This is a genomic window from Mycoplasmopsis sturni DSM 22021, from assembly GCF_000701485.1.
Classification (GTDB): Bacteria; Bacillota_I; Bacilli_A; order Mycoplasmatales; family Metamycoplasmataceae; genus Mycoplasmopsis; species Mycoplasmopsis sturni.
Genome location: NZ_JNIZ01000003.1, coordinates 250,903 through 272,469, shown reverse-complemented (window position 1 = coordinate 272,469; position 21,567 = coordinate 250,903). Strand labels below are relative to the sequence as shown.

Below are 21,567 nucleotides of genomic sequence, written 5' to 3'. Positions count from 1 at the left end.
GTGCTCCTTTTTATACTTTAATTGGTTTATAGAGTGCTTTAATTTCTGGTAAATAATCATGGTCAGTTTTATTGTTTTTATCATGTAAATAAAGGTTAGGCAAGTAATGTTGCCCTCATCCGGTTTGATATCTTGCCTCAATTAGCGCAAATTTTGGTTTTTCATTTGAGCGAGTAAAAATATGTTGAACACGCTTTGGTTCAAATTTATATTTTCGCAAAATTTCATAAGTATCAATTGCTCTTTCAATTGGTAGCACTAATGATAAAAAACCTTTTTGTTCAATAATTTTAGAGCACCCATAAATTAAATCTTCTAAAGTTAACTCAATCTCATGTGTAGCAATAAGCTTTTCTTTAGAGATATTTTTTCTAATTTTAGTTTTATCAAAATGATAAAACGGAGGATTGCAGAAAATAATTTGATACTTAGGTTTAGCTTGCTTAGCATGTTCATAAGCAAAGTCTTTAAAATCTAAATTAATTACATTAATCTGATTTTCCATATGATTTAATTTAACATTAATTTCAGCTAATTCGGCAGCTTTAGCTTGAATTTCTACTGCATCAATTTTTAATTGTTCACTTCTAGCTGCTACAAAAATCGATAAGGCTCCGTTATTTGTTCCAACTTCAAGAGCTTTTTTAATTTTTTTATTTAAATAAATAAAATTCCCAAGCATGATTGTATCAACTGAATAGTTAAACATGTCTTTGTCTTGATAGACCGTTAATCCAGCATCAAAACCTAGCGAGTTGGCAACAATATTTCTATTTCTTTTTATTTCTTTCAGTTTTGTTTCGATTGTTTCCATGAGAATCCGCTTTTAATTTTTGTAAATATTTATCATATTGGTCAGTTAAAACACAATCAACTTTACCATCAACTAGATCAACTCCTACGATTGTAACATCCACTGTATCTCCAATGGTATAAACTTTATTTTTAGAAATTAATTTAGTTGAGTTTTCATTAAGTTCGAAATCACCGTCAAATAGGTTGGTCTTGTGCACCAACCCACTTGCTTTAAATTCAAATTCAACAAAAAAACCAAAAGCTAATACACTTAAAATTTGGGCTTTATAACTTTGTCCGATTTTATTTTTGAAATATTCAGCAAATTTCAAGTCATTAACTTCTCTTTCAATTTGCACAGCCTTTTGCTCACTATTTGAATTAGCTTCACCTATTGCTTCAAGTGATAATTTAAACTTTTCAAGTTTATCCATCTCTTTATTAATGAGAAAATTTCTAATAATTCGGTGAATAATTAAATCTGGATATCTTCTAATGGGACTTGTAAAGTGACAATAGTAATCGCTTGCTAAACCAAAGTGTTTGATGTTTGTATCTGAGTATTTAGCTTTTTGCATAGTTCTTAAAAATAGCAATTTGACAAAGTCATCATCTCTAAGTTTCTTGATTTCTTCAACATATTGAGCAAAATTTTTCGGAGTAATATTGTAGGACTTGAAATTAGGTAAAGGCAAATTTACAACATCAAATGAATTTTCTAAATTTTGAAGTTTCTCTTCATCTGGTAAATCATGTACCCGATAAAGTACCGGCAATTTGTTTTTATAAAGAGTCTCAGCAACAACTTCATTTGCTCTAACCATGAAATCCTCAATTAGAACCTCACTAAATCCACGCTTGTTAATAATAATATCCGCTACATTACCTTGTTGATCTAACTTAATTTTAGGTTCATCAATTTCAAAGTCCACATAACCTTGTTCACGTTTGAAATTATGAAGAATTAAACTTAACTCTTTGGCATCATTTAGCATTTTAGTTAAATCTCCTAAGAGTTCCGGATGCATTGAGGCATCAATAAATCCTTCTTGATAGTATTTATTAACATTTTTGTAAGTCAATCTGAATTTACTTTTAATAATTCCTTCAAAAATATCAATAGAAACATTATTTCCGTTGCTATCAATTTCTATCTCACAAGCCAAGACAAAGCGATCTTCATCGGGGTTTAGTGAACAAATACCATTAGAAAGTTTTTCCGGCAACATAGGAATAACCCGATCAACAAGATAAATTGAAGTTCCACGCGCTAATGCCTCTTTATCAATTAAAGTATCTTCTTGAACATAATGAGATACATCAGCAATGTAAACGCCTAATTTAAAGTTTCCATTAGGTAACTTTTTAACATTAATTGCATCGTCAAAATCTTTCGTATCATCACCATCAATAGTAACAATCATTTCTTCTCTTAGATCTCTTCGATTACTTTTATCTTCTAAATCAATTGAATCAGGAATTTTATTAATTTCTTCATTTAAGTATTCTGGAAAGCCGCTTGGTGCCTTAATTTGCTCCAAAAAAGATTTAACAAAGACCATAGGATCGGCTTCATTAGTAATGACTTTGTCAACAGTAACAAAAACATTTTTTCCTTCATAACGTAATATTTTGGCCACAACTAAATCGTTTAATTTAGTTTTGACATTTGAAGGAATCAGTGTTCATGCTCCATTTTTAAAGCGCTTATCAACCGGAACAAAATATGAACTAGAATTTTTATGTTTAATAAAACCAATAATTGTTTCATTTCCACGTTCAATGATTCTGTTGATAATTCCGTATTTATTGTTTTCCTTATTTTCTAAATTTGGATTTTCAAAGACACTAACTTCAACAACGTCATTTGTAATGGCACCATTAAAATTAAAAGATTTAACAAAAATACTTTTTTTAGTTTTAGCAACTTCATCAATATCATAGTCAACAAAACCAAAACTTCCTTTTGTAGCTAAACTAAAAGTTCCTACCACTTTTTCGACAAAAACAGGAACATAATATAAATCTTTTTCGTTACGAACGATTTTATGATCTCTTTGCAAAACACCTAAAAGACGATTAAGTTCTGAATTATCTTTTGGTTTAATTCTAAAATAACGGGCTATTTCTAAAAAACTTTTTCCTTTGGATTTGGAGATAAATTTTAAAATTTCTTCAATACTCATATTATCCTTTGATTAAAAAGCGCATTAAAATTGCGCAAATAAATAAAATTACTCCAAATATAAACATTGAATATTTTAAAATCTTTTTAACTCCTCTTTCTTTTGAAACTTTGAAAAGTTCTAAATCACCAGAACCTACCAAAGCACCAGAGAACCCGTTTGAATCTGGCGACATCAAAAACGAAACTACTATGATTCCAAATGAAATAACAATTAAAATGATTGTAACTCACGTCATTTTATACCCCTTATTTAATTTATTAAATAATACCATTTTTTTAGCTTTCTTGGTTAAAATCAAATAAATAAGAGCCGCTTCTCTGATATTTGATCAACCTCTAAAAAAGTTATTAAAAGTGGTATAATAAACTTACTATTCAATCAAAATTGAATTGAATTGAATTAGTTTTTAATTTTAAATTAATAATTAGGAGGTTTTTTATGAAAGAACTTGCAGTAAAAATTATCGATCCAATCGGATTACACGCACGTCCAGCTTCAAATCTTGTTTCTGTTGCAACTAAATTCCAATCAAACATTAAACTTGTTGCAAACGGAAAAGAAGCAAACTTAAAATCAATTATGAATGTTATGGCACTTGGTGTTAAAACTGGAACAGAAGTTGTGTTTAAGTGCGATGGAGCTGATGAAGAAGCAGCTCTTGAAGCGATTAAAGAAGTACTTGCAAAAGAACAAATTGCTGAATAAATCGCTTTTTTAAAGCGATTTTTTTATGGAGAAAAAATGCAAAAGAGCTTGGCTATACTAAAAAAAATAGGAATTGGAGTAATTGCTCTTTTTTTAGTGTTGACCTTGTTCTTTTTTATTTTGTCATTTATTATTTCACCAAACAGTAATATATTTGTCGAATATATCAGGTTCATAGGGGGCCTTTTTACCTTTAAATTCGGTAAAATAATACAAAATAACAATCAAGAAAACTTTGCAAATGTAGCGTCTTTTTATAACTTTTATTTTTCTAAAAGTATGCTAGTAATTTTTCCAAGTTTTGTAATATGCATTATTTTAGGTTTTATAATTGGATCTTTACTTGGTTATATTAAAAATTACTTTTGGAATACTTTTGTCAATTTATTCTTATATGCTTCATCTTCTATTCCAGTTTTTGTTATAGCTCCTTTGCTTTTAGTTTTTTCTGAATACATTAATTGACCAACTCTTTTTATTGATTGAGAATATACTAATATTGGAGCCACTTTAAATAGTTTAATTATTCCTATTGCTTTAATTTGCTTAGTCTGTGGATCTTATTTCACAATTCAAGTTAAAAATGCTACATCAACTATTTTAGGAATGCAATACATTAAATTAGCTAAAGTAAAGGGTATGAATACATGAATAATTTATTGAAAATATGTCTTTGCAAATTCTTTAATTAAGTTTTTACACAGTATAACCATTTTATATTCATTTGTTTTATCATTTAGTTTAATTATCGAAAGAGTTTTTAGCATACCTGGACAAAGTATTATTTTGCTTAATGCATTTAGAGAAAAAGAAACATATTTAGTTTTATATTTTATTTTTTCCCTAGTGATTTCGGTAGTTATTATTCAAATTCTTATAGAAACTTTTTTAATATGACTCAATCCACAATATCTCATTAATCAACAAAAGTTTAAATGAAATATCAAGACAATGTTTTTCAAAAGGAGAAAAAATGGATAATCAATTTTCATTTGTAAAGAATCCAAAAATACCAAAAAATATTGTGATTGAGTCAATAAAATATAAACATAGATTTTGAAAAAATTTTTGAAAGAAAAAAACAAATAAATTTTTAATAATCTCTTTAATTATTTTCTTGCTTTTAATTGTATGTTTATCTATATTTAACCCTTTTTCTGCTACAAAACCGGTATTAAACTCTGAGTTAGTTCAAGATCTTCCTCCATATTATGCACCTATTATTACTAAAACATTTGACAAATCTCCTTTTACAGATTATCTATTTTATTTAGACAGAACAAGTTCATTTCATATTATTAACTATATTAATTATCAATCTAATTTCATTATTACTTATAATCCATATGAATTATTACGCCAAATTAACCCCGACTTTCACGCTTATTTTCTTCTAGGAACCAACTTTAATGGAGTTGATAATCTAGCTATTTTTAGTTATTCTTTTTTAATTTCAATCATTATTGTTGTTCTCTCTTCCTTTATTCAATTAATTCTTGGAAGCTACGCCGGAGTTTTTTTAGGATTTTATTTTCAGCGTAATATCCCTAAATTTAGCTATTGATTAATTAGCATAATAGTTACAATTCCTTTTTTATTAATTAACATTATAATTTTTAACCTCATTGGATATTCTTTTTTAAAAGCTATTTTAGTATTGAGTCTCGTGGGATTTTTTCCAATATTTTACGCAAGTTATGGGCAAACGTCTCAGTTGGTGACACTAGATTACGTTAACGCATATAAAATAACTGGACTTAGTACGCTTAAAATTATGCATAAAATCCTGAAAGAAATTTTGCTTGCCAATTTACCTTTGCTCTCTGAGCAAATTACCCTAGGATTTTTATCATTAGCTTCACTTTCGTTTTTTAATATCGCCGAAATTACAACTCAAATTAACATCGGGAACTTATATAAACAAATTATTGATAATCAAAACAACTGGCCTTTATTTACATTAACATTAATTTCTTCAATTGGCTTTGTCGCAACGACAAAATTACTATCATTTAACCTTGCTAAATGATATATTTTAAGGTAGCTTATGAAACGTTGACAGAAAATGTTTTTTCTTTTTTCGGGCATAACAACTAGCTCATTAGTTGCTTTTTCTTGTACCCGTCCTAGCCAAATTAAACCGGCAAATCATTATGTTAAATCTTTTAATTTGGCTAATCCTTATTCAAATGGTTCTTTAAACTTACACGAAAATAAAAAAGTCACTACTCAAATTGAAAAAAGTCTATTTGCCACAATTTTCAAAAAACATGCAACCCAAAACTTAATAATTGATAAAGTAAATTCATTAGTTTCACGTCCTAGCTTTGAATTTTGACGATTGTATCTTGCTGAATATATTAAGGTTTATTTTGATAATAACACCGAGTTAACTTATTCAAATGATGATTATGACCTTGAACAAAAATACGATCTCAAGCTAAATCAAAAAAATTATGTTTTACCAGCTCTTTCACAGAAAATTAATTCTATTAACAATGCTCAATTTATTGAAAATCTCAATAAAGCACAAAAAATCGAAATTAAACTTAAAGATCTATTTTATCAGGATTATACAGGCAAAGATACTGAACATAAGTTACAAGCAAACGATCTTTTAAAAACCATAACACTAGAGATTGCTAATCTTTTCGAACAACAATATGGTGTAAAACTAAAAGCTAACAACACTACTTTAATAATAGAAAACCCAAAACATTTAGCTGGGGATTTTATTGTTAATCAAATGATTGAGAACTTGTTATTTAATCCAACTCCTATTTCAACCCAAAAAGAGATTAACTATAAAAACGATTTCTATCTTGGTTACTATATTCCTAAAGTAAATCAAATTAACAAAATTGAGTTAATTAAAAATACCAAATCAGCAGACAATATTTTCAATAGTAGCAAAAATAACTTAAATAAAATTGAAATCTTATATAATCCTACCCCCCTAGATGAAGAAACCTTTAGAGTTCAACAATTACGCTCATATCGGCAAAACCTAATTTCAGAAGCAAATTTCAATACTTTTAATACTTCGCAAAAAAGTGACATTTTACAAAGATCTAGCCAATATGGAGTTCGTGAAATTTTAAACCAAAATTCTTTATCTTCTAATCAAGAATGACTATATACCATAAATTTAGAACCTAACAAAAAATCAAAATTCAATAAAGTCTTTGAAAATCTTTTTTTTAATTCACAATACTCATATAAATTAAAGTGACTAATTTCACGTTTATATTCTAAATTTAGCATCATGAATTCGCAAGGATATCCTTACTTTTGAAATTCTTTAGCTCTCCCTAATTTACAAATAAAAAACAATTTAAACGAAGATAGTGATTTTACAACACTAGACAATGCTTATAATTGAGCTACCCGTGAAATATTTTCCAATAAGCAAGGATATCAAAATATTTTCTATGAAGATTTAAAAATCAATTACTTTAAAAATACTAAATTGCTTGATTTTTCTAATCAATTAAAACATCCATTCTTTAACAAATTAATTGAGCAAATAAATGAAATTATCAATCAATATTGAAGAGAACATAAATACAACAAGAACGAGAAAATTACTTTTGTATTACCTATTTTGAATACTTTTACAAGCAAACAAAAAGAAATTCTACAAAATTATGCAGCTGTTTTAAATGAAATTAATCATTTTGATGTAACCACTCAAAATGTGTCTAAAGAAGAAATGGGGCAATATAATTGAATTTATAGTTTAAATAAACTTAACTATGAAGATAATTCAATTAGCACTTATATAAAAACATTATGAGCCACCTCAGAAATTATTCCTTATTTATCCAATCAATATCTAAATGAAAATTATCCGGTTTTGAATTCTTTAAAAGAATTAAATTTAGAAAATGTATTGTCTTTTATTAATGAAAAAAACCTCTATGAGCAAATTATCTTGCTGAACGAATTAGATAATTTAATTCCCCTTCCTATTTCGGTTTTAAATTATGATCAATATAAAAGCTTAGACAAAAAAATGATTCAGAAATACTATGAATACCCAACCAACCGAAGTGGTATTGTTAGTTTTGAAGACATTACTTACTAAATTGATATAATTACCTTATTATGTGAAGTCTTTTTAAACGGAAAAATACAGATTTCTTTGCTCAGGAAAATCGCAAAACTCGGAATTTTTATTTTGCATCTGTAGGAATAACATTTATTGGTTCATTTATTCTTTTTGTGCTTTTAGCATGATCTTTTGCGCATGGTCTCTCTTATATGTGACAAGATGTAGAACTTTATGGAACACAAATGAGAACTGTGTATATTTATAATAATACAATGGCTATATTTTTGCTTTCTCTTGGTTCTTTCTTTTTTATCTTTTATATCATTATGAACATAATTAATAATTTAGTTAGATTCAAAAATAATTTTGGTGTTTCGGTTATTTTTTTAAGTTCTAACATATTATTTTTGTCTTGAGTAGCGGGTTTTTTACTTGCGTTTGCACATGAAGAATACAATTTATCAAGTATATCTATAATCTTAGCTTTTTTAATCCCTTCGGCAATTATGGGCCTTACATACTTTTTAGTAGCTTTTAATTTAATTGATTTAAATAAAATGTGATACTTATTTTTAATTTTATTTACCATTAATATCGCTTTCTTACTAGTGATGATTTTTGGTTTTGGTTTAAGCGAAAGCACAAACATTATTTACACTGTTATTTCTATGATTATGATAAGTATTTCAACGCTATTTTCTTGATACTATACAATTGCAGATGCTAACTTGCTTATGGGAGAATCTAAATTGGATGTCTTTAAAATAGCTTTTAAAAACGGGATTATTTTGTTTAATAATTATGCAAGCCTTGCTGTTTTGGTTCTTAGACTTATGCTAGGCTCAAAAAAATAAAAATACATCACTTATTGTGATGTATTTTTATTACTTGTTTTTTTAAAGTTTTTGTGACTATGTATTTCCTTGTTTTTTTGATAATTTAACAAAGTTATTAGCTCTTGAAATTTATTTTTTAAATTTTTGTGTTTGTGAAAAAAATGTTCTTGCTCTTTAATTTGATTAATAGCTTCATCATATTGTTGAGCAAGCGCTTTTGATTTTTCATCTTCAAGATTACATTGACACTCTTTTTTTAATTCTTTTTTAAGTTTATTCATTTTTATTAACATTTCATTTTTAGTTCTTTGTCTAGTTTCATCAATTAAAATAGAAATTAACTGGGTTTGTTCCTCTTTTAGCACTCATAAGGAAAGAACATCATGACGATTGTATTGATAAAGATCCTCAATAATCATTTTTTTATTGAGCTCATTAATATTTAAGCCTAGTTTTTTGATAACATCAAATTGTTGAGTTTGTAAAGCAAATAAAACAACTCCAAGCAATTCAGCTAAATATCCTTGTTTTTGTTCAATATCAAGATTAGCAAATCGATTCTTTTTAGTTAGTTTTTGATAATTTTCAAATAAACGAGGCACTTGATACTTATGAGGTGATTTAATTTTATCAAAGGCATCTTTTTGCTTTAATTCAATGTTTTTTAATCCCAATAAGTTTGAAACTTTGCTTTCAGGGAACATCTTGCTTAAGAACTCTCTTTCAAGTTCTGGATTATACCCAATAAAATGTAATTTTTTAGGGTTGATTGTTCTAGAAATCCCCAATTGACTTAGGTTTTCTAAAATCTTATTTTTCACATATAAATAAATATCTTTTTCGGTTTTTTTATATATTTTCTTAAAATCAATCACGAATGTTTTGGTAATTTTATCAAGTTTAACAATATCTGAATTAAGTGGTTCACATATAATTGTGAAGGCAAATGGAATTTTAGTATTAGGTAATCCTAATAAAAGGTTTTGATAATCTTTTCCATTAATTGATTCAAAATCAATTAAGATATCTCTTTTTTTCATATCTCGTGATCGATAAAAATTAAATGAAATTAATAGAGCAATGAATTATTTACCTAATGTAAGAAGCTTTACGAAGCTTTCAGCTGTAAGTGAAGCTCCTCCCACTAAAAATCCATTAATATCTTTTTGTGATGAAAGTTCAGCAATGTTTGCTGGTGATACACTTCCACCATATTGAATTACTAAATCTTCGCTAGTAATTGAACGAATAAATTCACATACTTCTTGTGCAATTTCAGGTGTAGCTACTTTTCCAGTTCCAATAGCTCAAATTGGCTCATAAGCTAAAACAACTCTTGTTAAATCAAGATCTTTTAATGAAGCTAAAACTTGTTTTTTAACTACTTCCTTAGTTCTTCCTTGTTCATATTCTTCTAATGTTTCTCCAACGCATACAACAGGCACTAAACCATGAGCAAGTGCTGTTTTAGCTTTTTCATTAACAAGTTCATTAGTCTCACCATGGTATGCTCTTCTTTCTGAGTGACCAAGAACAACATAATGCACTCCTAAATCTGTTAACATATTAGCTGCTACTTCTCCGGTATAAGCTCCTTTTTCATGAACTGATACATCTTGAGCTGCAACTTTAAGTTCAACGATTTCTCTTCCTTGAAATGCAGCAAGATCAACAAAAGGAGCAGCAATACCAAAATCAATATTTTCGTTTGCAATTAAATCAAGTTTATTCTTGTATTCTTGAGTAAACTCCTTTAAAAATTCTTTGGTTTCACTAAAAGTTTTATTCATCTTTCAGTTTCCGATAATAACAGTTTTTTTCATTATTTCTCCTTTAAATTAGAATTATTTATTAAATTGTATTACTTTATTATAAATTTTTAAATTTTCATCATGTGTTATAAAAAAGAATATTTTTTCAGAAAATTGCTCTTTTATAATTTTTGCTATCTTTGTTTTCATTATCAATTCCAGTAAAAGCCTCATCAAAAATTATTATAGGAGAATCAAAATATATAGCTCTTGCAATTTCGACTCTTTTTAATTCTCCGTTTGAATAATTATCAATATTATCATTAATATTTTTGATTTTATCTCCAAGTCCAACTTGAAGCAATATTTGCTCAACTTTTTTTATCGTTTGCTGATCTATACTATTTGATAAAGTTATGTTTTTCAACAAACTTAACGGAAAGAGAGAAAAGTTTTGACTAATATAAGAAATATTAATATTCACCTCATTTATTGGGTATTTTTTGTTGACATAAATATTGCCAATATATTTTTTAGAATCGCTTAATAATAGCTTGATAAAAGTGCTTTTCCCAGTTCCTGATTTACCAGCAATTTTGACCAAATCACCTTTTTCTATATTAAAAGAATCAATTTTCAAATTTAGACCAAAATTATTAAATTGAAAATTTGAGATTTTAATTGTATCTATATGAGAAATACTTCTTTTATTTATTTGTTTAACAGAAAAAGCATCAAAATAGCTAAGAATTTTGTTATATGATGCAGAAAGTTCAATTTTATCGGTAAAAAGCTTTTCTATTCTTACCATCGGTACAGATAGTAATCCGGAAATATATATAATTGAAGGAAAGTTAGAAAAATCTAAGCTATTTGATTGACTAATTATAATGTAACTCAACAAGATTAAACCTATTTGACTAACAGAAAATAATATTGATGTAGACATATGGTTTATAGCTTTTCAATAAGAAACTTTTCTACTTAAGTTATAAAATTTTTTATTCTCCTTATTAACGTTTTCAAATATAAATAATTCTTTTCCTAATTTGCTTGCTACTTCAATATTTTTTATATATTTTGAAATTGTGGATTGAAAACGCGATTCGTTTTCTAGTAAATTTTTCTGATTCCTCATAAATATTGGCTTCATAATAAATGAAAAGGCAACTCAAATAATTGTTACAGAAAACGAAAAGACAAATAATCAAATATTTTGCAAACCCATATAGATATATGCATAAGAAAAGGCCGATAAACAAAAAACAACGCTTTGAACAACATTTACAAGAGAAGAAGAAAAATAACTACTAATTTTAGTTACTTCAATTGAAATGTGATTAAAATCCTTACCTCTAATATCTTCTATATTTTGTGCTAGAAACTTATTAAACAATGTTTCTCTTAATTCTCTTTCTATTTTATTTTTTGTAAATTCACCTACAAACATTGAAAAGAAGCTAATTAATGTTTTTGCCGCTAAATAACCTATAAAAAACATCAATATTAACAAAAAAGAATTTTCAGAAACTTCAGTTTTGTTCAAAAATAGAGTGGGAAGATATAATAAAATTGCTGAAAGAAAAATTAAAATTGAATATAGTACTAAGTACTTTTTGCTTTTTAAATTAAAAGCAGTTTGCTTATTTCATAAAAACTTCATGAATTTCCTTTTTTATTAAAAATAAGCTTTTATTTAAAAATAACTAGAATATAAATAAAGATTCATTTCCTAACGTTTTATACTCTATTTAAGCAATAAAAACCCATTGATAATAAAATCAAATCTATAAAACTTTAATATTTAATTATATTAAAATTTCAATATAATACAATAAATAATTCCAAACAATCAAATTTATTAGCTAAATTTTAGGAAACCATTTCAAAAATTATTTTAAACCCTCTTTTAGTTTATATAGAATCTTGACCATAAATTAATAAAAATGAATTCTTAGGATTTTTGATTTATCAACCTACAAATTTATTAATAATATCAAGACATTAAATTTATGGTCAATTTAAGAAAATAAAATGCTTAAATGAATAACCATATTAGATATTCTTTAAAAAAGAAAGACAATAATAAAGCACATGAAGAATCTTAATGATATAAAAATTATTTTTTTAGCAGGAATGAGCGAGTCAGGCAAATCCACTGTTGGAATGTTTTTAGAGAAGGAATTAAACTACAAAAGGATAAAAATTATCCAAATTGAAAAAGTTCTACTAGAAAATCTTGGTTTTCCAATAAGCGAAAAAACATCTAAAGAAGAATTTAATGATCTGCTTATTTACTTACATTCTCAAAAAGACACTTACTCTAATTTCTTAAAAATTATTTATGCGCTTTCAAAAAGTAAAAATATTGTTTTAGAATCTTTATATAGAAGTGATTTATTTATACAAATTCAAAAATTACACCCTAAAACTTTTTGTCTTTACTTAGAAGCCGATAAAGAAAAAAGAATTGCTCGTGAATTTAATAAAATAAAGAAAAATCAACAAATATCTTTTGAAGAAATGCAAAAAACATTTGAACAAAAAGAAAACTTTAAACAAAAACACAATGCTCATTTAGTAAAGGATGTTGCTACACACATAGTCAATAATAATGATAATCTGAATAATTTGCTTGCCAAAATTAAAGAAATAGAAGCCAAATTATAAAAACACTTAGGGATAAAACTCCTAAGTGTTTTTATTTTTTATTAAAAAATTATTAGTTGATAAAACAGAACTTTATTTTATTTTGTTTTATTGACTAAATTGACAAAATCTTTATTAGTTTTATCTTCTAATGTTGTTAAAAGATTAAGTAGTTCTTTTTTATCTTTATTAGATAAATCAGGAATAATAATTTGTAAATTAATCTTTAAATCCCCTCTATGAGTTCCTTTTCCATAAGGGAAACCAAGACCTGAAATTTTTATTATTTGGCCGTTTTGATAACTCTTTTTAAGTTTAATTTTTTGATTACTATTTGGGGTTGGAACTTCAATTACTTTTTCAAGCATTATATCAATAAATGAAATTGGTAAATCTAAAAATAAATCATTACCAATTCTTCTAAAAAAACGATGTGGCTTGATTCTAATTACAAAATATAAATCACCTGCAGGGCCCCCATTTGTACCTGGATATCCATAACCAACCGTTCTTAACATAGCACCATCTTGAATTCCTGCTGGAACATTAATTTTAATTTCTTTTTCAACTTTATTATGTCCATCCCCTTTACAATTTGAACATTTCTTAATAATAACTTTTCCAGAACCATGACATGTTGAGCAAATTGTATTAGAAATTTGTTGGCCAAAAATTGTATTAATTGTTCTACTAATATGTCCAGAACCATGACATGTTGAACAAGTTTCAGTTCCTCCATTACTATCTGCACCAGTTCCATTACAGAATAAACAATTTTCATATTTAGGGAATTTTTTATGAAGAACTAATCCATTATAAGATTCAATAAAACTAATATCTAAATAAACTTGTTTATCTTCTCCTTTTGTTGTTCTATCAGAATTATTTCTGCGTCCAGTAAAACCGCCAAAAATATCACCAAAAATATCTTCAAAGCCTCCAAAACCACTGAATCCTGAAAATCCTTGATTTTGTGCATTTGCTCCTTCATGACCATATTGATCGTACATTTGACGTTTTTGTGAATCAGAAAGCACTTCATATGCTTCATTAATTTCTTGCATTTTTGCTTCAGCATCTTTTTCTTTATAGCGATCGGGGTGATATTTCATCGCCATTTTTCTGTATGCACTTTTAATTTCTTTTTCGGTTGCTGTTTTAGAAACACCTAAAACTTCATAATAATCTCTTTTATTTGCCATAATTATATTAATTTTAACACATTTTAGCAAAAAGAAATATTGTTTGCTAAATTTTATTAAACTAAATTTTTATAAAAAAGATATACTTTTTATATGAAAATTTTTATCAGCCATAAAACAAGTCCTTATTATAACTTGAGCATCGAAGAATTAATGGCTCAAGATGAACAAATTAAAGGAGATATTTTATATCTTTATCAACACGATAATGCCGTAATTATTGGAAGAAATCAAAATGCTCACGAAGAAATTAAACGTGATTATGTTGAAGAAAACAAAATTGAATTAGCTCGCCGTTTAAGTGGTGGAGGAGCTGTTTATCATGATTTAGGTAACATTAATTTTTCTTTTATTACTGATTATGATCACAAAGGTGGTTACGAAAGATTTTTAGCACCTATTATTGACTATTTAAATTCGCTAGGATTAAAAGCCGAATTTAAGGGAAGAAATGACCTTTTATGTAATGGTGCTAAAATTAGTGGAAATGCACAATATATTAAAGGTAACCGAATTGTTTCTCATGGTACATTACTTTTTGATGTTGATTTAACAAAGTTATCAAATGCATTAAATCCATCTAAACTTAAAATCGAATCAAAAGGTATTCAATCAGCAAGACAAAGAGTTACTAACATAGCAAAAGAATTAAATTATAGTTTGTCAACTAATGAATTTATCAATAAATTAGTAGAATATTTTGTGCAAAATGATCATGGACAAATTGAAGAAATTCCCGTTGAAAGATACAAAATTGAAAAAAATTTAGATAATTTAATAGCATTTCGTAAAACAGATGAATGAATTTATGGTAAAAATCCTAAATTCTCATTTGAAAATGCTGCTAAATTTCCTAATGGAATTTTAAAAATTAAAGCCAATGTTGAAAAAGATAAATTTACTGAAGTTTATTTTGAAGGTGATTTTCTTGCTAAAAAAGAACTTAATGATTCTAATATTTACCAACTTTTTAAAGGGTTAAGTTTTACCAGAGAATCAGTAGCAAAGGTTTTAGAGCAAATTGATTTAGATATGTATTTTGGTGGAATTTCCAAAGAAGAAATTCTTAGTTTATTTTTCCCTAGCTAATGTCACACTTTATTGATTCAAATAATTTTGAAATTGCATATTACTATGAATCTGAAGATAAAAATAAACCTTTGGTTTTATTTTTGCATGGTTTTAGTGATACATATAAAACTTTTGCACATATTTATCAAATTGATTCACAAAACCGGAATTTTAGATTTGCCGGCTTTGATTTTCCTGGTTGCGGCTCTAGTTCTAGCAAAGATGATATTATGCTTGAACAATATAAACAAACTACAAACGATTTTCTTAAACAAGTTTTAACTGAAGAGAAAAATATTATTGTTGTTTCCCATTCTCTTGGTGCATATTCAGCCTTATCTGTTAATGAAAATTCTAAAATCAAAAAAACTTTGTTAATTGCTCCAATTAATGAATTTTTAAATGATCAAGATAACGCTAGAAACTTAAATTTTTGATTATTACCAAATAATATTGAAGAATGTATACAATCGTATATAAATTTATTCTCAGAAATTACCGAAAAAACAAAATCAGTAGCTAATTGATTTTGTCAAAAAAGAGCCAGTTCTTTTAAATATTATCAAAAAAGATTTAAAAGAATGGTCAATGAACAAATCACTAATAAATCGTTTTTACAAAATACAATTGCTAAACTATATCAAAACGCTTCTAATGTAAATATTTTAAGCGGACAAAACGATAACTACGTTTCTCCTTTAGGAATTGAAAAAGTATCGCAAAAATATAATATAAAGGCTAATATCATTCCGCAAAAAGGACACGCATTTATTTTCGAATCAAAAGAAATTGTCTTTGAAGAACTTCAAAGAATGGTAAGCGAAATTAAGTAACAAAAAACCAATACTATTATTCTTTAGTATTGGTTTTTTGTTATAAAAAGCTTCGAAATTCCAAAAATTTTTTTGCATTTTTTGAAAAATCATGTAAAATTAGTTATGAATGTGGTCGCGTAGCTCAGCTGGATAGAGCACAAGCCTTCTAAGCTTGTTGTCACAGGTTCGAATCCTGTCGTGATCGCCATTTTTTTATGCTTTTTTTCAATTATTTTTATTAAAAAATACCAAAAATTTGGTATTTTTTTAATTTTCCTCAGGACGAGACAATATAATTCTTCCTTCTTCAGTTACAAGAACATCATCCTCAATTCTTGCGCCACCTAATCCTTCAATGTAAATTCCTGGTTCAACAGTAATGATCATTCCTGGTTCAAGAACAAAGTCACCTCTTGATGATACATATGGCAATTCATGCACATCAATTCCAAGTCCGTGCCCAGTTCCATGCACAAATTTGTCACCGTAACCTTTTTCAATAATGTAATCACGACAAACTTTGTCAACTTCTGAAGCTTTAATTCCTGGTTTAACAAAATCTCTTCCTTTTTTAGCTGCTTCTTCTACTATTTGTAAAATCTTTAAAAGTTCAGGATTAACTTTGCTTCTATCACCAATAACACTAGTTCTAGTAATATCTGCTGTATAACCTTGATACAAAGCACCAAAATCAACTTTTAGAAGAGAATTATCTTCGATAACTTTATCAGTTGGGTGGTGGTGAGGTTCAGCTGAATTAGCTGCTGAGGCAATAATTTCGTCAAAACCTTCTTTGTCAGCACCATGCATTTTAAGTAAATAGTTAAGTTTAGCTGCTGCTTCTTTTTCGGTAATACCAGGTTTTACTCATTGAATGAATTCATCATAAGCTTTAAGTGAAATATTAATAACTTCTTGCATTTTTTGCACTTCTTCTGGTGATTTGACAATTCTTAATTCTTGTCCATCAATTCAAGTTACATCATTTGAGCTTAAGTTAGTTAATTTAAGAATACGATTTTCTCAATCTTTAACTAGATAATTCTTTTCAAGTGCGATTTTATTTAATTTACGTTTATTAAATCATTGTTGAACAGCATCACCTTGCATTAAAATGATTTCAACATTTTTGGCTTTAGCTTTAGCATATTCAATGTATCTTCCATCAACAAAAAGGGTAGCCTTGTCTTTTTCAATAACAATAAGACCATCACTAGTTTGTACATTAGCATATCACAAACGAGTTTGAGGCGCTTCTGAAATTAATGCATCTACTTTGGTATTTTTGAATAATAGATCTAATCTTTTACGATCCATAATTGCTCCTTTATAACTAAATTAAAATAAGTATTACCCAAAAATAGGTAATACTTAAAAGATATTATTTCTTTTCTTTGTGGTTGGTGTGCTTTACGCATTTTGCACAGTATTTTGCTAACTCAACTTTTTCAGGGTGAGTTTTTTTATTTTTCTTTGAAATATAGTTTTCCATTTTGCATTCTGTACATGCTAATGTATAACCTTCTCTAGCCATAAGTACTCCTTATTAAATCAAGTTTGTTATATTTTTTAAGTTAAAAAACCTAATAATATCTTTGCTTTGTTATTATATTATAAAAATTGTATTTTTAAATATTTATTTTATGGTATATGAACCTTTTCAAATTTGTTTAATTCAAATTAAGCAAGATTTAATTCATTTAATAGAAAGCAAAAACAAAAAACCATTATCCTTTCGGATAATGGTTGTAAAAGATATACTATTTTCTTAATTTTATATGTATAGTTTACACATTAACAGCATTTAGTTGACTCTTGTTTTTCAACACATGATTGACATGACATTGAAGCACAGGTGTCCGCTTTACAACATGTGCAGCTTACTGCACAACATTCTTTGGTCATTAGACACTCCTTAGTATATTAACTTTTATAAAGTTTATTATATTTTTTCGTTTTTTAAGAAAATATAATACCTTTACAGAAATGATTATATTACAAAAAAAATTTCTCAAAATAAAAATTATTTTTTTCTTTCTTGAAATTTACTACTACTAAACATGTCAAATTCCTCATTATATTTTTGCACATTCTTTGATACAAAATCATTATAAAAATCATTAGTAATTAAGAGGTCTTTTTTTAGAATCTCTAAATAATAATTCAAAACAGAGGGATTAAAGAAATATTTATAATCAGTATAAAGCGAAATAATATTTCTGAGTTCTTCAAAAACAATTGTTTTTAATTTTTCTGGATAATTCATATGAATCATGTTTCGAGAAAACTCATCACGGTCAACAATTTGTAAGTCTTTCTCTGGATAACATTTAACATCTAAATCATAATCAATAAATTTAATGGTCTCGTCTTCAAAAATCGGTTTTGAAGCAATATTTATATAGTGATAAATACCAGTGTTATTTTTTAATAAGATAATGGCATTAAAATAAGAGTTCTTCGGAATAAATCAAAGAGCATTTTCAGTGTATTTTCAACGATTAACTCCTTTATCATATTCACTAACTTTTGTTCCGCATAAAAATAACACAATATGGCGCGAGTTATTAAAAACTACTTTAGCCGAATTTCATTGACGATATAAAAAACCATTAAATTTATAAGCTTGGACATTAACCATTTGCCCAACCTTTAAATTTTTAAAGTTTCATTCCATAACGTCTTTCTATATTATTTATATTTAATTATTAAATAAATGCTTTAAAAGTATAGCAAATTATATTTTTCAAAAAAAATTTAATTTTTTTCTTGGTGTTTTGATTTTATATGATATTATTTAATCAGTGGTTATAGCAAAGGGGATCACCTGAATCCATTCCGAACTCAGTAGTTAAGCCCTTTAGTGCCGACGATAGCAGAAATGTGAAAATAGGGAGCCGCTGTTTTTTTATGCCTTTTTTCAGGCGCCAATAAAAAATTCACCATAAGGGTGAATTTTTTTTATTTTCTTAACATCGCTTTAAGTGAGTATTTTTCTTTGAACCATTGTGTTCGTTTAAGACGATGCATAATTAATGTTTGAACAATTGTGAATAATCCCGTGATAATTCAATAAACTTGAACTCCGGCCCCAAAGAAGATAACAATAACTGTAAAGACAATCATCATAATTCTTTGAGTACGCTCTTGTTTTTTAAGTGCATTTTGTTCAGCAATTGATGTTCTTTCTTTAAAACGCTTTCTATTAAGCATTGAAGGAAGAAGCATTGAAAGACCTTGAATTAAAATAGCAATAATAACTAAAATTAAATAAGGTCAGTTTGTTGAAATATCAGAAGAGATTTTGCTCGTTGATTGTGATGCGAAGTTAATAACTCCGAATAAGGTTGTGGATTTAATTGCTGGAATTGCTTGAATAACCCTTCACATCGTAATGAAAATAGGCATCGTTACAAGCAAGGTTGCTAATTGATCTAAAGGACTGATATTATATTTTTTGTGAAGTTGTTGCATTTCTTGAGCTTTTCGAGCTTTCATAGCTTTGTTTTGCTCAAAACCAACATACTTAGCTTCAATAGATGCACGTTTACTCTTCAATTCTTCTTGAAGTGTTTGTTTAGCTGTGGAATTAAAGGTAAGTCCAAAGACAAGTGCACGAATAATAAATGTAATTAAGAAGATAACTAAAATAGCACCTCAACCATTTAAATATCCGATACCTTTAGTAATCCCTTGGGTTGCTCACGAAACTGGATAAACAAATAAACCATAAAATGGACCATATTTTCAAGCTTCACCTCATGTTGAAATGTTTAATAAGTTTGGATCAGCTCCTCAGAATGCTAAGGTACCTGGAGTATCATCAGCTTTATAAATTTCAAAATTATTATCGAAATTAAAGTTTTCTTCTCTGTTTTTAGCTGCTAAATTATTTTTGTGTTCTTCTTTTTCTTCTTCACTTGCATTAGCATCTGGTGCAGGAATATTTTCTGTATCAGCAGCAACATAAGTAAATCCTCCAATAGTTTTTAATCAATCAGTTACCATTTGGTTGTATTTATTTAATAATTGTGCTTGTGCTAATGTAAGTGTAAATAAAGTTGTTTGAGATGGTGAATTTTTAATATCTTGTTCAATGGCATTATCTTTAGCTTCTTTTGAAATTGAATCAAACTTAGATTTTAAGAATTCAGAAGGTTCTAAGCCATTTAATTTAGCTTTGATTGCCTCTCCGTTAGTAATAAATGAAAAATTGTAGTACTCTTGAAGTACATCACGGTTGAACATTTGGATGTGTAATTTTCTTTCCTTTGCTCTAAAGGCTTTATCATTTACATCAGCTGCATTTCATTCTTCTAAGCTTAAATTTTGATAATTTTTAATTTTGGCAATTGGATCAACTCAAACAACTTTTAAATTCCCATTTTCATCTTTTTGAATATTTGAATCATTTGGGTCAGTTGTATATCTAAATTCCTTGTGGGTTTCTTTGGTTTTTGAATCAGTAACCTCAACTTGTGTTAAGTATTTCAATCCACCATTAATTAAGAAAATATCGGTGAATTTGTTTTTAGCAACATAAGGGTTGTATTTTCTATAAGCATTATTGCTATCGTAAAATACTGATCCTGCTAATAAAGTACCTTCATCTTTACCAATTAAATTTTGCCCACGATCGTTAGCGTCAACAAGTTTAGAAATAGCAACTGTTTGGCTATTATCTTGTTGAAAATATCCTAGTGAATTATTATCTCCATTAAGTTGTTTTCTTAATGTTGCTAAATCTTCTGTGTTTTCAATAACTGGGTTGATATTGGTATTAACTTTGTAGGTTTTAATATTAATAGTTTCACTATTGTCGTTATCTTCATTAACTTTAACACCTGTTGATTCTTCTGATACCCCAAGCGCTATGACTTTTGGAGAAACCAATTCACGACTTGAGGTAAACTCAACCCCGGTACCAGTGTTACTTGAAGTTTTAACGGTAAAAGTTTGGACGCAACCTGTTAAGGTAATTCCACCAATAAGAACGTAAAATGACGCTCTAAGTCATTTTCAAAATTTTTTAAAATTTGTTTTACGTTTTTCTTCTGGGTCATTATCCTTAGTAAAGTAATTGAAGTGCTTAGATCTTTTGTTTTGCACACTTGCTTCTTTACTTTTTGATTTATCATCCTTTGTAAATAAATTAAAGTGATTTGATCTTTTCATTTTTAAACTTTTCAAATAAATTGATAATGGCTTGCTTTTTTGTAGCATAATCTGTCTCGATAAATTCTTTACGCACGATTATTACCATTTTAAAATTTAAACTTTGGATTTTGCAAATTTGCAAAATCGCTCTTAGTTGACGTTTGTAATAATTTCTTTTAACTGCGTTAGCGAATTTTTTCGGAACAGTTAAACCAACTTTTAGAGAATTGCTTGGTTGATAATATACAATTAAAAATTTATTAACAACTTGATTTTTACTTGCAATTACCTCATTGAATTCTCAATTTTTTGTAAGTCGATTTATTTTTTTCATTATTAATTT

General features: G+C 27.3%; 20 protein-coding genes, 1 tRNA gene and 1 rRNA gene. 10 read left to right on the top strand and 12 right to left on the bottom strand.

The genetic code is table 4. The features are described 5' to 3' along the window. Window positions 1-10 precede the first annotated feature (10 nt). Genes Q349_RS01280 through secG form a run of 3 tightly spaced genes read right to left on the bottom strand, consistent with a single transcriptional unit; the run spans window position 11 to window position 3,219 of the window. Window positions 11-814: a tRNA1(Val) (adenine(37)-N6)-methyltransferase gene (locus tag Q349_RS01280; RefSeq protein ID WP_051616728.1), complete on the bottom strand. Its 804-nt coding sequence runs from the start codon at window positions 812-814 to the stop codon at window positions 11-13. Next, a complete protein-coding gene (gene rnr, locus Q349_RS01275) occupies window positions 771-2,981 on the bottom strand; it encodes a ribonuclease R (RefSeq protein ID WP_036464137.1) in 2,211 nt (736 codons plus the stop codon). The genes Q349_RS01280 and rnr overlap by 44 nt, the downstream gene beginning before the upstream one ends. Before the next feature lies 1 nt (window position 2,982). Continuing rightward, window positions 2,983-3,219, bottom strand: coding sequence for a preprotein translocase subunit SecG (secG, locus tag Q349_RS01270; protein WP_036464133.1), 237 nt, complete (start codon window positions 3,217-3,219; stop codon window positions 2,983-2,985). A gap of 203 nt (window positions 3,220-3,422) precedes the next feature. On the opposite strand from secG, the gene Q349_RS01265 reads away from it, so the two are divergent. The 5 genes from Q349_RS01265 to Q349_RS03365 all read left to right on the top strand — a co-directional run bounded on the left by Q349_RS01265 (window position 3,423) and on the right by Q349_RS03365 (window position 8,597). Next, complete coding sequence (locus Q349_RS01265) at window positions 3,423-3,689, top strand: HPr family phosphocarrier protein (RefSeq protein WP_036464131.1); 267 nt, start codon at window positions 3,423-3,425, stop codon at window positions 3,687-3,689. Between the two features lie 279 nt (window positions 3,690-3,968). Continuing rightward, window positions 3,969-4,670 (top strand): ABC transporter permease subunit, encoded by a 702-nt coding sequence (locus tag Q349_RS01260; RefSeq protein WP_156932512.1) that lies wholly within the window; start codon window positions 3,969-3,971, stop codon window positions 4,668-4,670. Further along, window positions 4,663-5,733 carry an ABC transporter permease subunit gene (locus Q349_RS01255; protein WP_036464118.1) on the top strand — a complete coding sequence of 357 codons (1,071 nt, stop codon included), beginning with the start codon at window positions 4,663-4,665 and terminating at the stop codon, window positions 5,731-5,733. The genes Q349_RS01260 and Q349_RS01255 overlap by 8 nt, the downstream gene beginning before the upstream one ends. Before the next feature lie 3 nt (window positions 5,734-5,736). Then, a complete protein-coding gene (locus Q349_RS01250; RefSeq protein ID WP_036464114.1) occupies window positions 5,737-7,776 on the top strand; it encodes an OppA family ABC transporter substrate-binding lipoprotein in 2,040 nt (679 codons plus the stop codon). A gap of 20 nt (window positions 7,777-7,796) precedes the next feature. Next, window positions 7,797-8,597, top strand: coding sequence for a hypothetical protein (locus Q349_RS03365; RefSeq protein ID WP_156932511.1), 801 nt, complete (start codon window positions 7,797-7,799; stop codon window positions 8,595-8,597). Window positions 8,598-8,608: 11 nt separating this feature from the next. Here Q349_RS03365 and Q349_RS01235 read toward each other — a convergent pair whose 3' ends face one another. From Q349_RS01235 to Q349_RS01225, 3 genes are read right to left on the bottom strand one after another with little or no spacing between them, the layout of a single operon-like run. Further along, entirely contained in the window at window positions 8,609-9,619 is a 1,011-nt protein-coding gene (locus Q349_RS01235) for a hypothetical protein (RefSeq protein ID WP_036464106.1), read from the bottom strand. 45 nt (window positions 9,620-9,664) lie between these two features. Continuing rightward, complete coding sequence (gene tpiA, locus Q349_RS01230) at window positions 9,665-10,402, bottom strand: triose-phosphate isomerase (protein ID WP_036464103.1); 738 nt, start codon at window positions 10,400-10,402, stop codon at window positions 9,665-9,667. Between the two features lie 46 nt (window positions 10,403-10,448). Next, a complete protein-coding gene (locus tag Q349_RS01225; RefSeq protein ID WP_036464101.1) occupies window positions 10,449-11,993 on the bottom strand; it encodes an ATP-binding cassette domain-containing protein in 1,545 nt (514 codons plus the stop codon). Window positions 11,994-12,424: 431 nt separating this feature from the next. Between Q349_RS01225 and Q349_RS01220 the strand changes: the two genes are divergently transcribed. Then, window positions 12,425-13,000 carry an AAA family ATPase gene (locus Q349_RS01220; RefSeq protein ID WP_036464098.1) on the top strand — a complete coding sequence of 192 codons (576 nt, stop codon included), beginning with the start codon at window positions 12,425-12,427 and terminating at the stop codon, window positions 12,998-13,000. Window positions 13,001-13,077: 77 nt separating this feature from the next. Here the strand turns inward: Q349_RS01220 and dnaJ are convergent, their stop codons facing one another. Beyond that, window positions 13,078-14,181 carry a molecular chaperone DnaJ gene (gene dnaJ / locus Q349_RS01215; protein ID WP_036464096.1) on the bottom strand — a complete coding sequence of 368 codons (1,104 nt, stop codon included), beginning with the start codon at window positions 14,179-14,181 and terminating at the stop codon, window positions 13,078-13,080. Between the two features lie 93 nt (window positions 14,182-14,274). Between dnaJ and Q349_RS01210 the strand changes: the two genes are divergently transcribed. The 3 genes from Q349_RS01210 (at window position 14,275) to Q349_RS01200 (ending at window position 16,275) form a co-directional block, all read left to right on the top strand. Further along, the gene (locus Q349_RS01210) at window positions 14,275-15,270 is read left to right on the top strand and encodes a lipoate--protein ligase (RefSeq protein WP_036464094.1); all 996 of its coding nucleotides are present in this window, start codon (window positions 14,275-14,277) and stop codon (window positions 15,268-15,270) included. Beyond that, complete coding sequence (locus Q349_RS01205; protein ID WP_036464092.1) at window positions 15,270-16,085, top strand: alpha/beta hydrolase; 816 nt, start codon at window positions 15,270-15,272, stop codon at window positions 16,083-16,085. Before Q349_RS01210 ends, Q349_RS01205 begins: the two co-directional genes overlap by 1 nt. Window positions 16,086-16,198: 113 nt before the next feature. Next, window positions 16,199-16,275, top strand: a tRNA-Arg gene (locus tag Q349_RS01200). A 59-nt stretch (window positions 16,276-16,334) separates the two neighbouring features. On the opposite strand, the gene Q349_RS01195 is transcribed toward Q349_RS01200, so the two are convergent. The 3 genes from Q349_RS01195 to Q349_RS01185 form a co-directional block, all read right to left on the bottom strand. Further along, a complete protein-coding gene (locus Q349_RS01195; RefSeq protein WP_036464090.1) occupies window positions 16,335-17,384 on the bottom strand; it encodes a M24 family metallopeptidase in 1,050 nt (349 codons plus the stop codon). Between the two features lie 64 nt (window positions 17,385-17,448). Next, on the bottom strand, window positions 17,449-17,601 hold the full coding sequence (gene rpmG, locus Q349_RS01190; protein ID WP_036464088.1) for a 50S ribosomal protein L33: 153 nt from the start codon (window positions 17,599-17,601) through the stop codon (window positions 17,449-17,451). Window positions 17,602-18,090: 489 nt separating this feature from the next. Beyond that, window positions 18,091-18,744 carry a DUF402 domain-containing protein gene (locus tag Q349_RS01185; RefSeq protein ID WP_036464085.1) on the bottom strand — a complete coding sequence of 218 codons (654 nt, stop codon included), beginning with the start codon at window positions 18,742-18,744 and terminating at the stop codon, window positions 18,091-18,093. A gap of 123 nt (window positions 18,745-18,867) precedes the next feature. On the opposite strand from Q349_RS01185, the gene rrf reads away from it, so the two are divergent. Further along, window positions 18,868-18,973: ribosomal RNA gene (gene rrf, locus Q349_RS01180) — 5S ribosomal RNA — on the top strand. 55 nt (window positions 18,974-19,028) lie between these two features. On the opposite strand, the gene yidC is transcribed toward rrf, so the two are convergent. After that, complete coding sequence (gene yidC / locus Q349_RS01175) at window positions 19,029-21,242, bottom strand: membrane protein insertase YidC (protein WP_036464082.1); 2,214 nt, start codon at window positions 21,240-21,242, stop codon at window positions 19,029-19,031. Continuing rightward, window positions 21,220-21,558, bottom strand: a complete 339-nt coding sequence (gene rnpA / locus Q349_RS01170; RefSeq protein ID WP_036464079.1) for a ribonuclease P protein component — start codon at window positions 21,556-21,558, stop codon at window positions 21,220-21,222. Before rnpA ends, yidC begins: the two co-directional genes overlap by 23 nt. Between the last annotated feature and the right edge of the window lie 9 nt (window positions 21,559-21,567).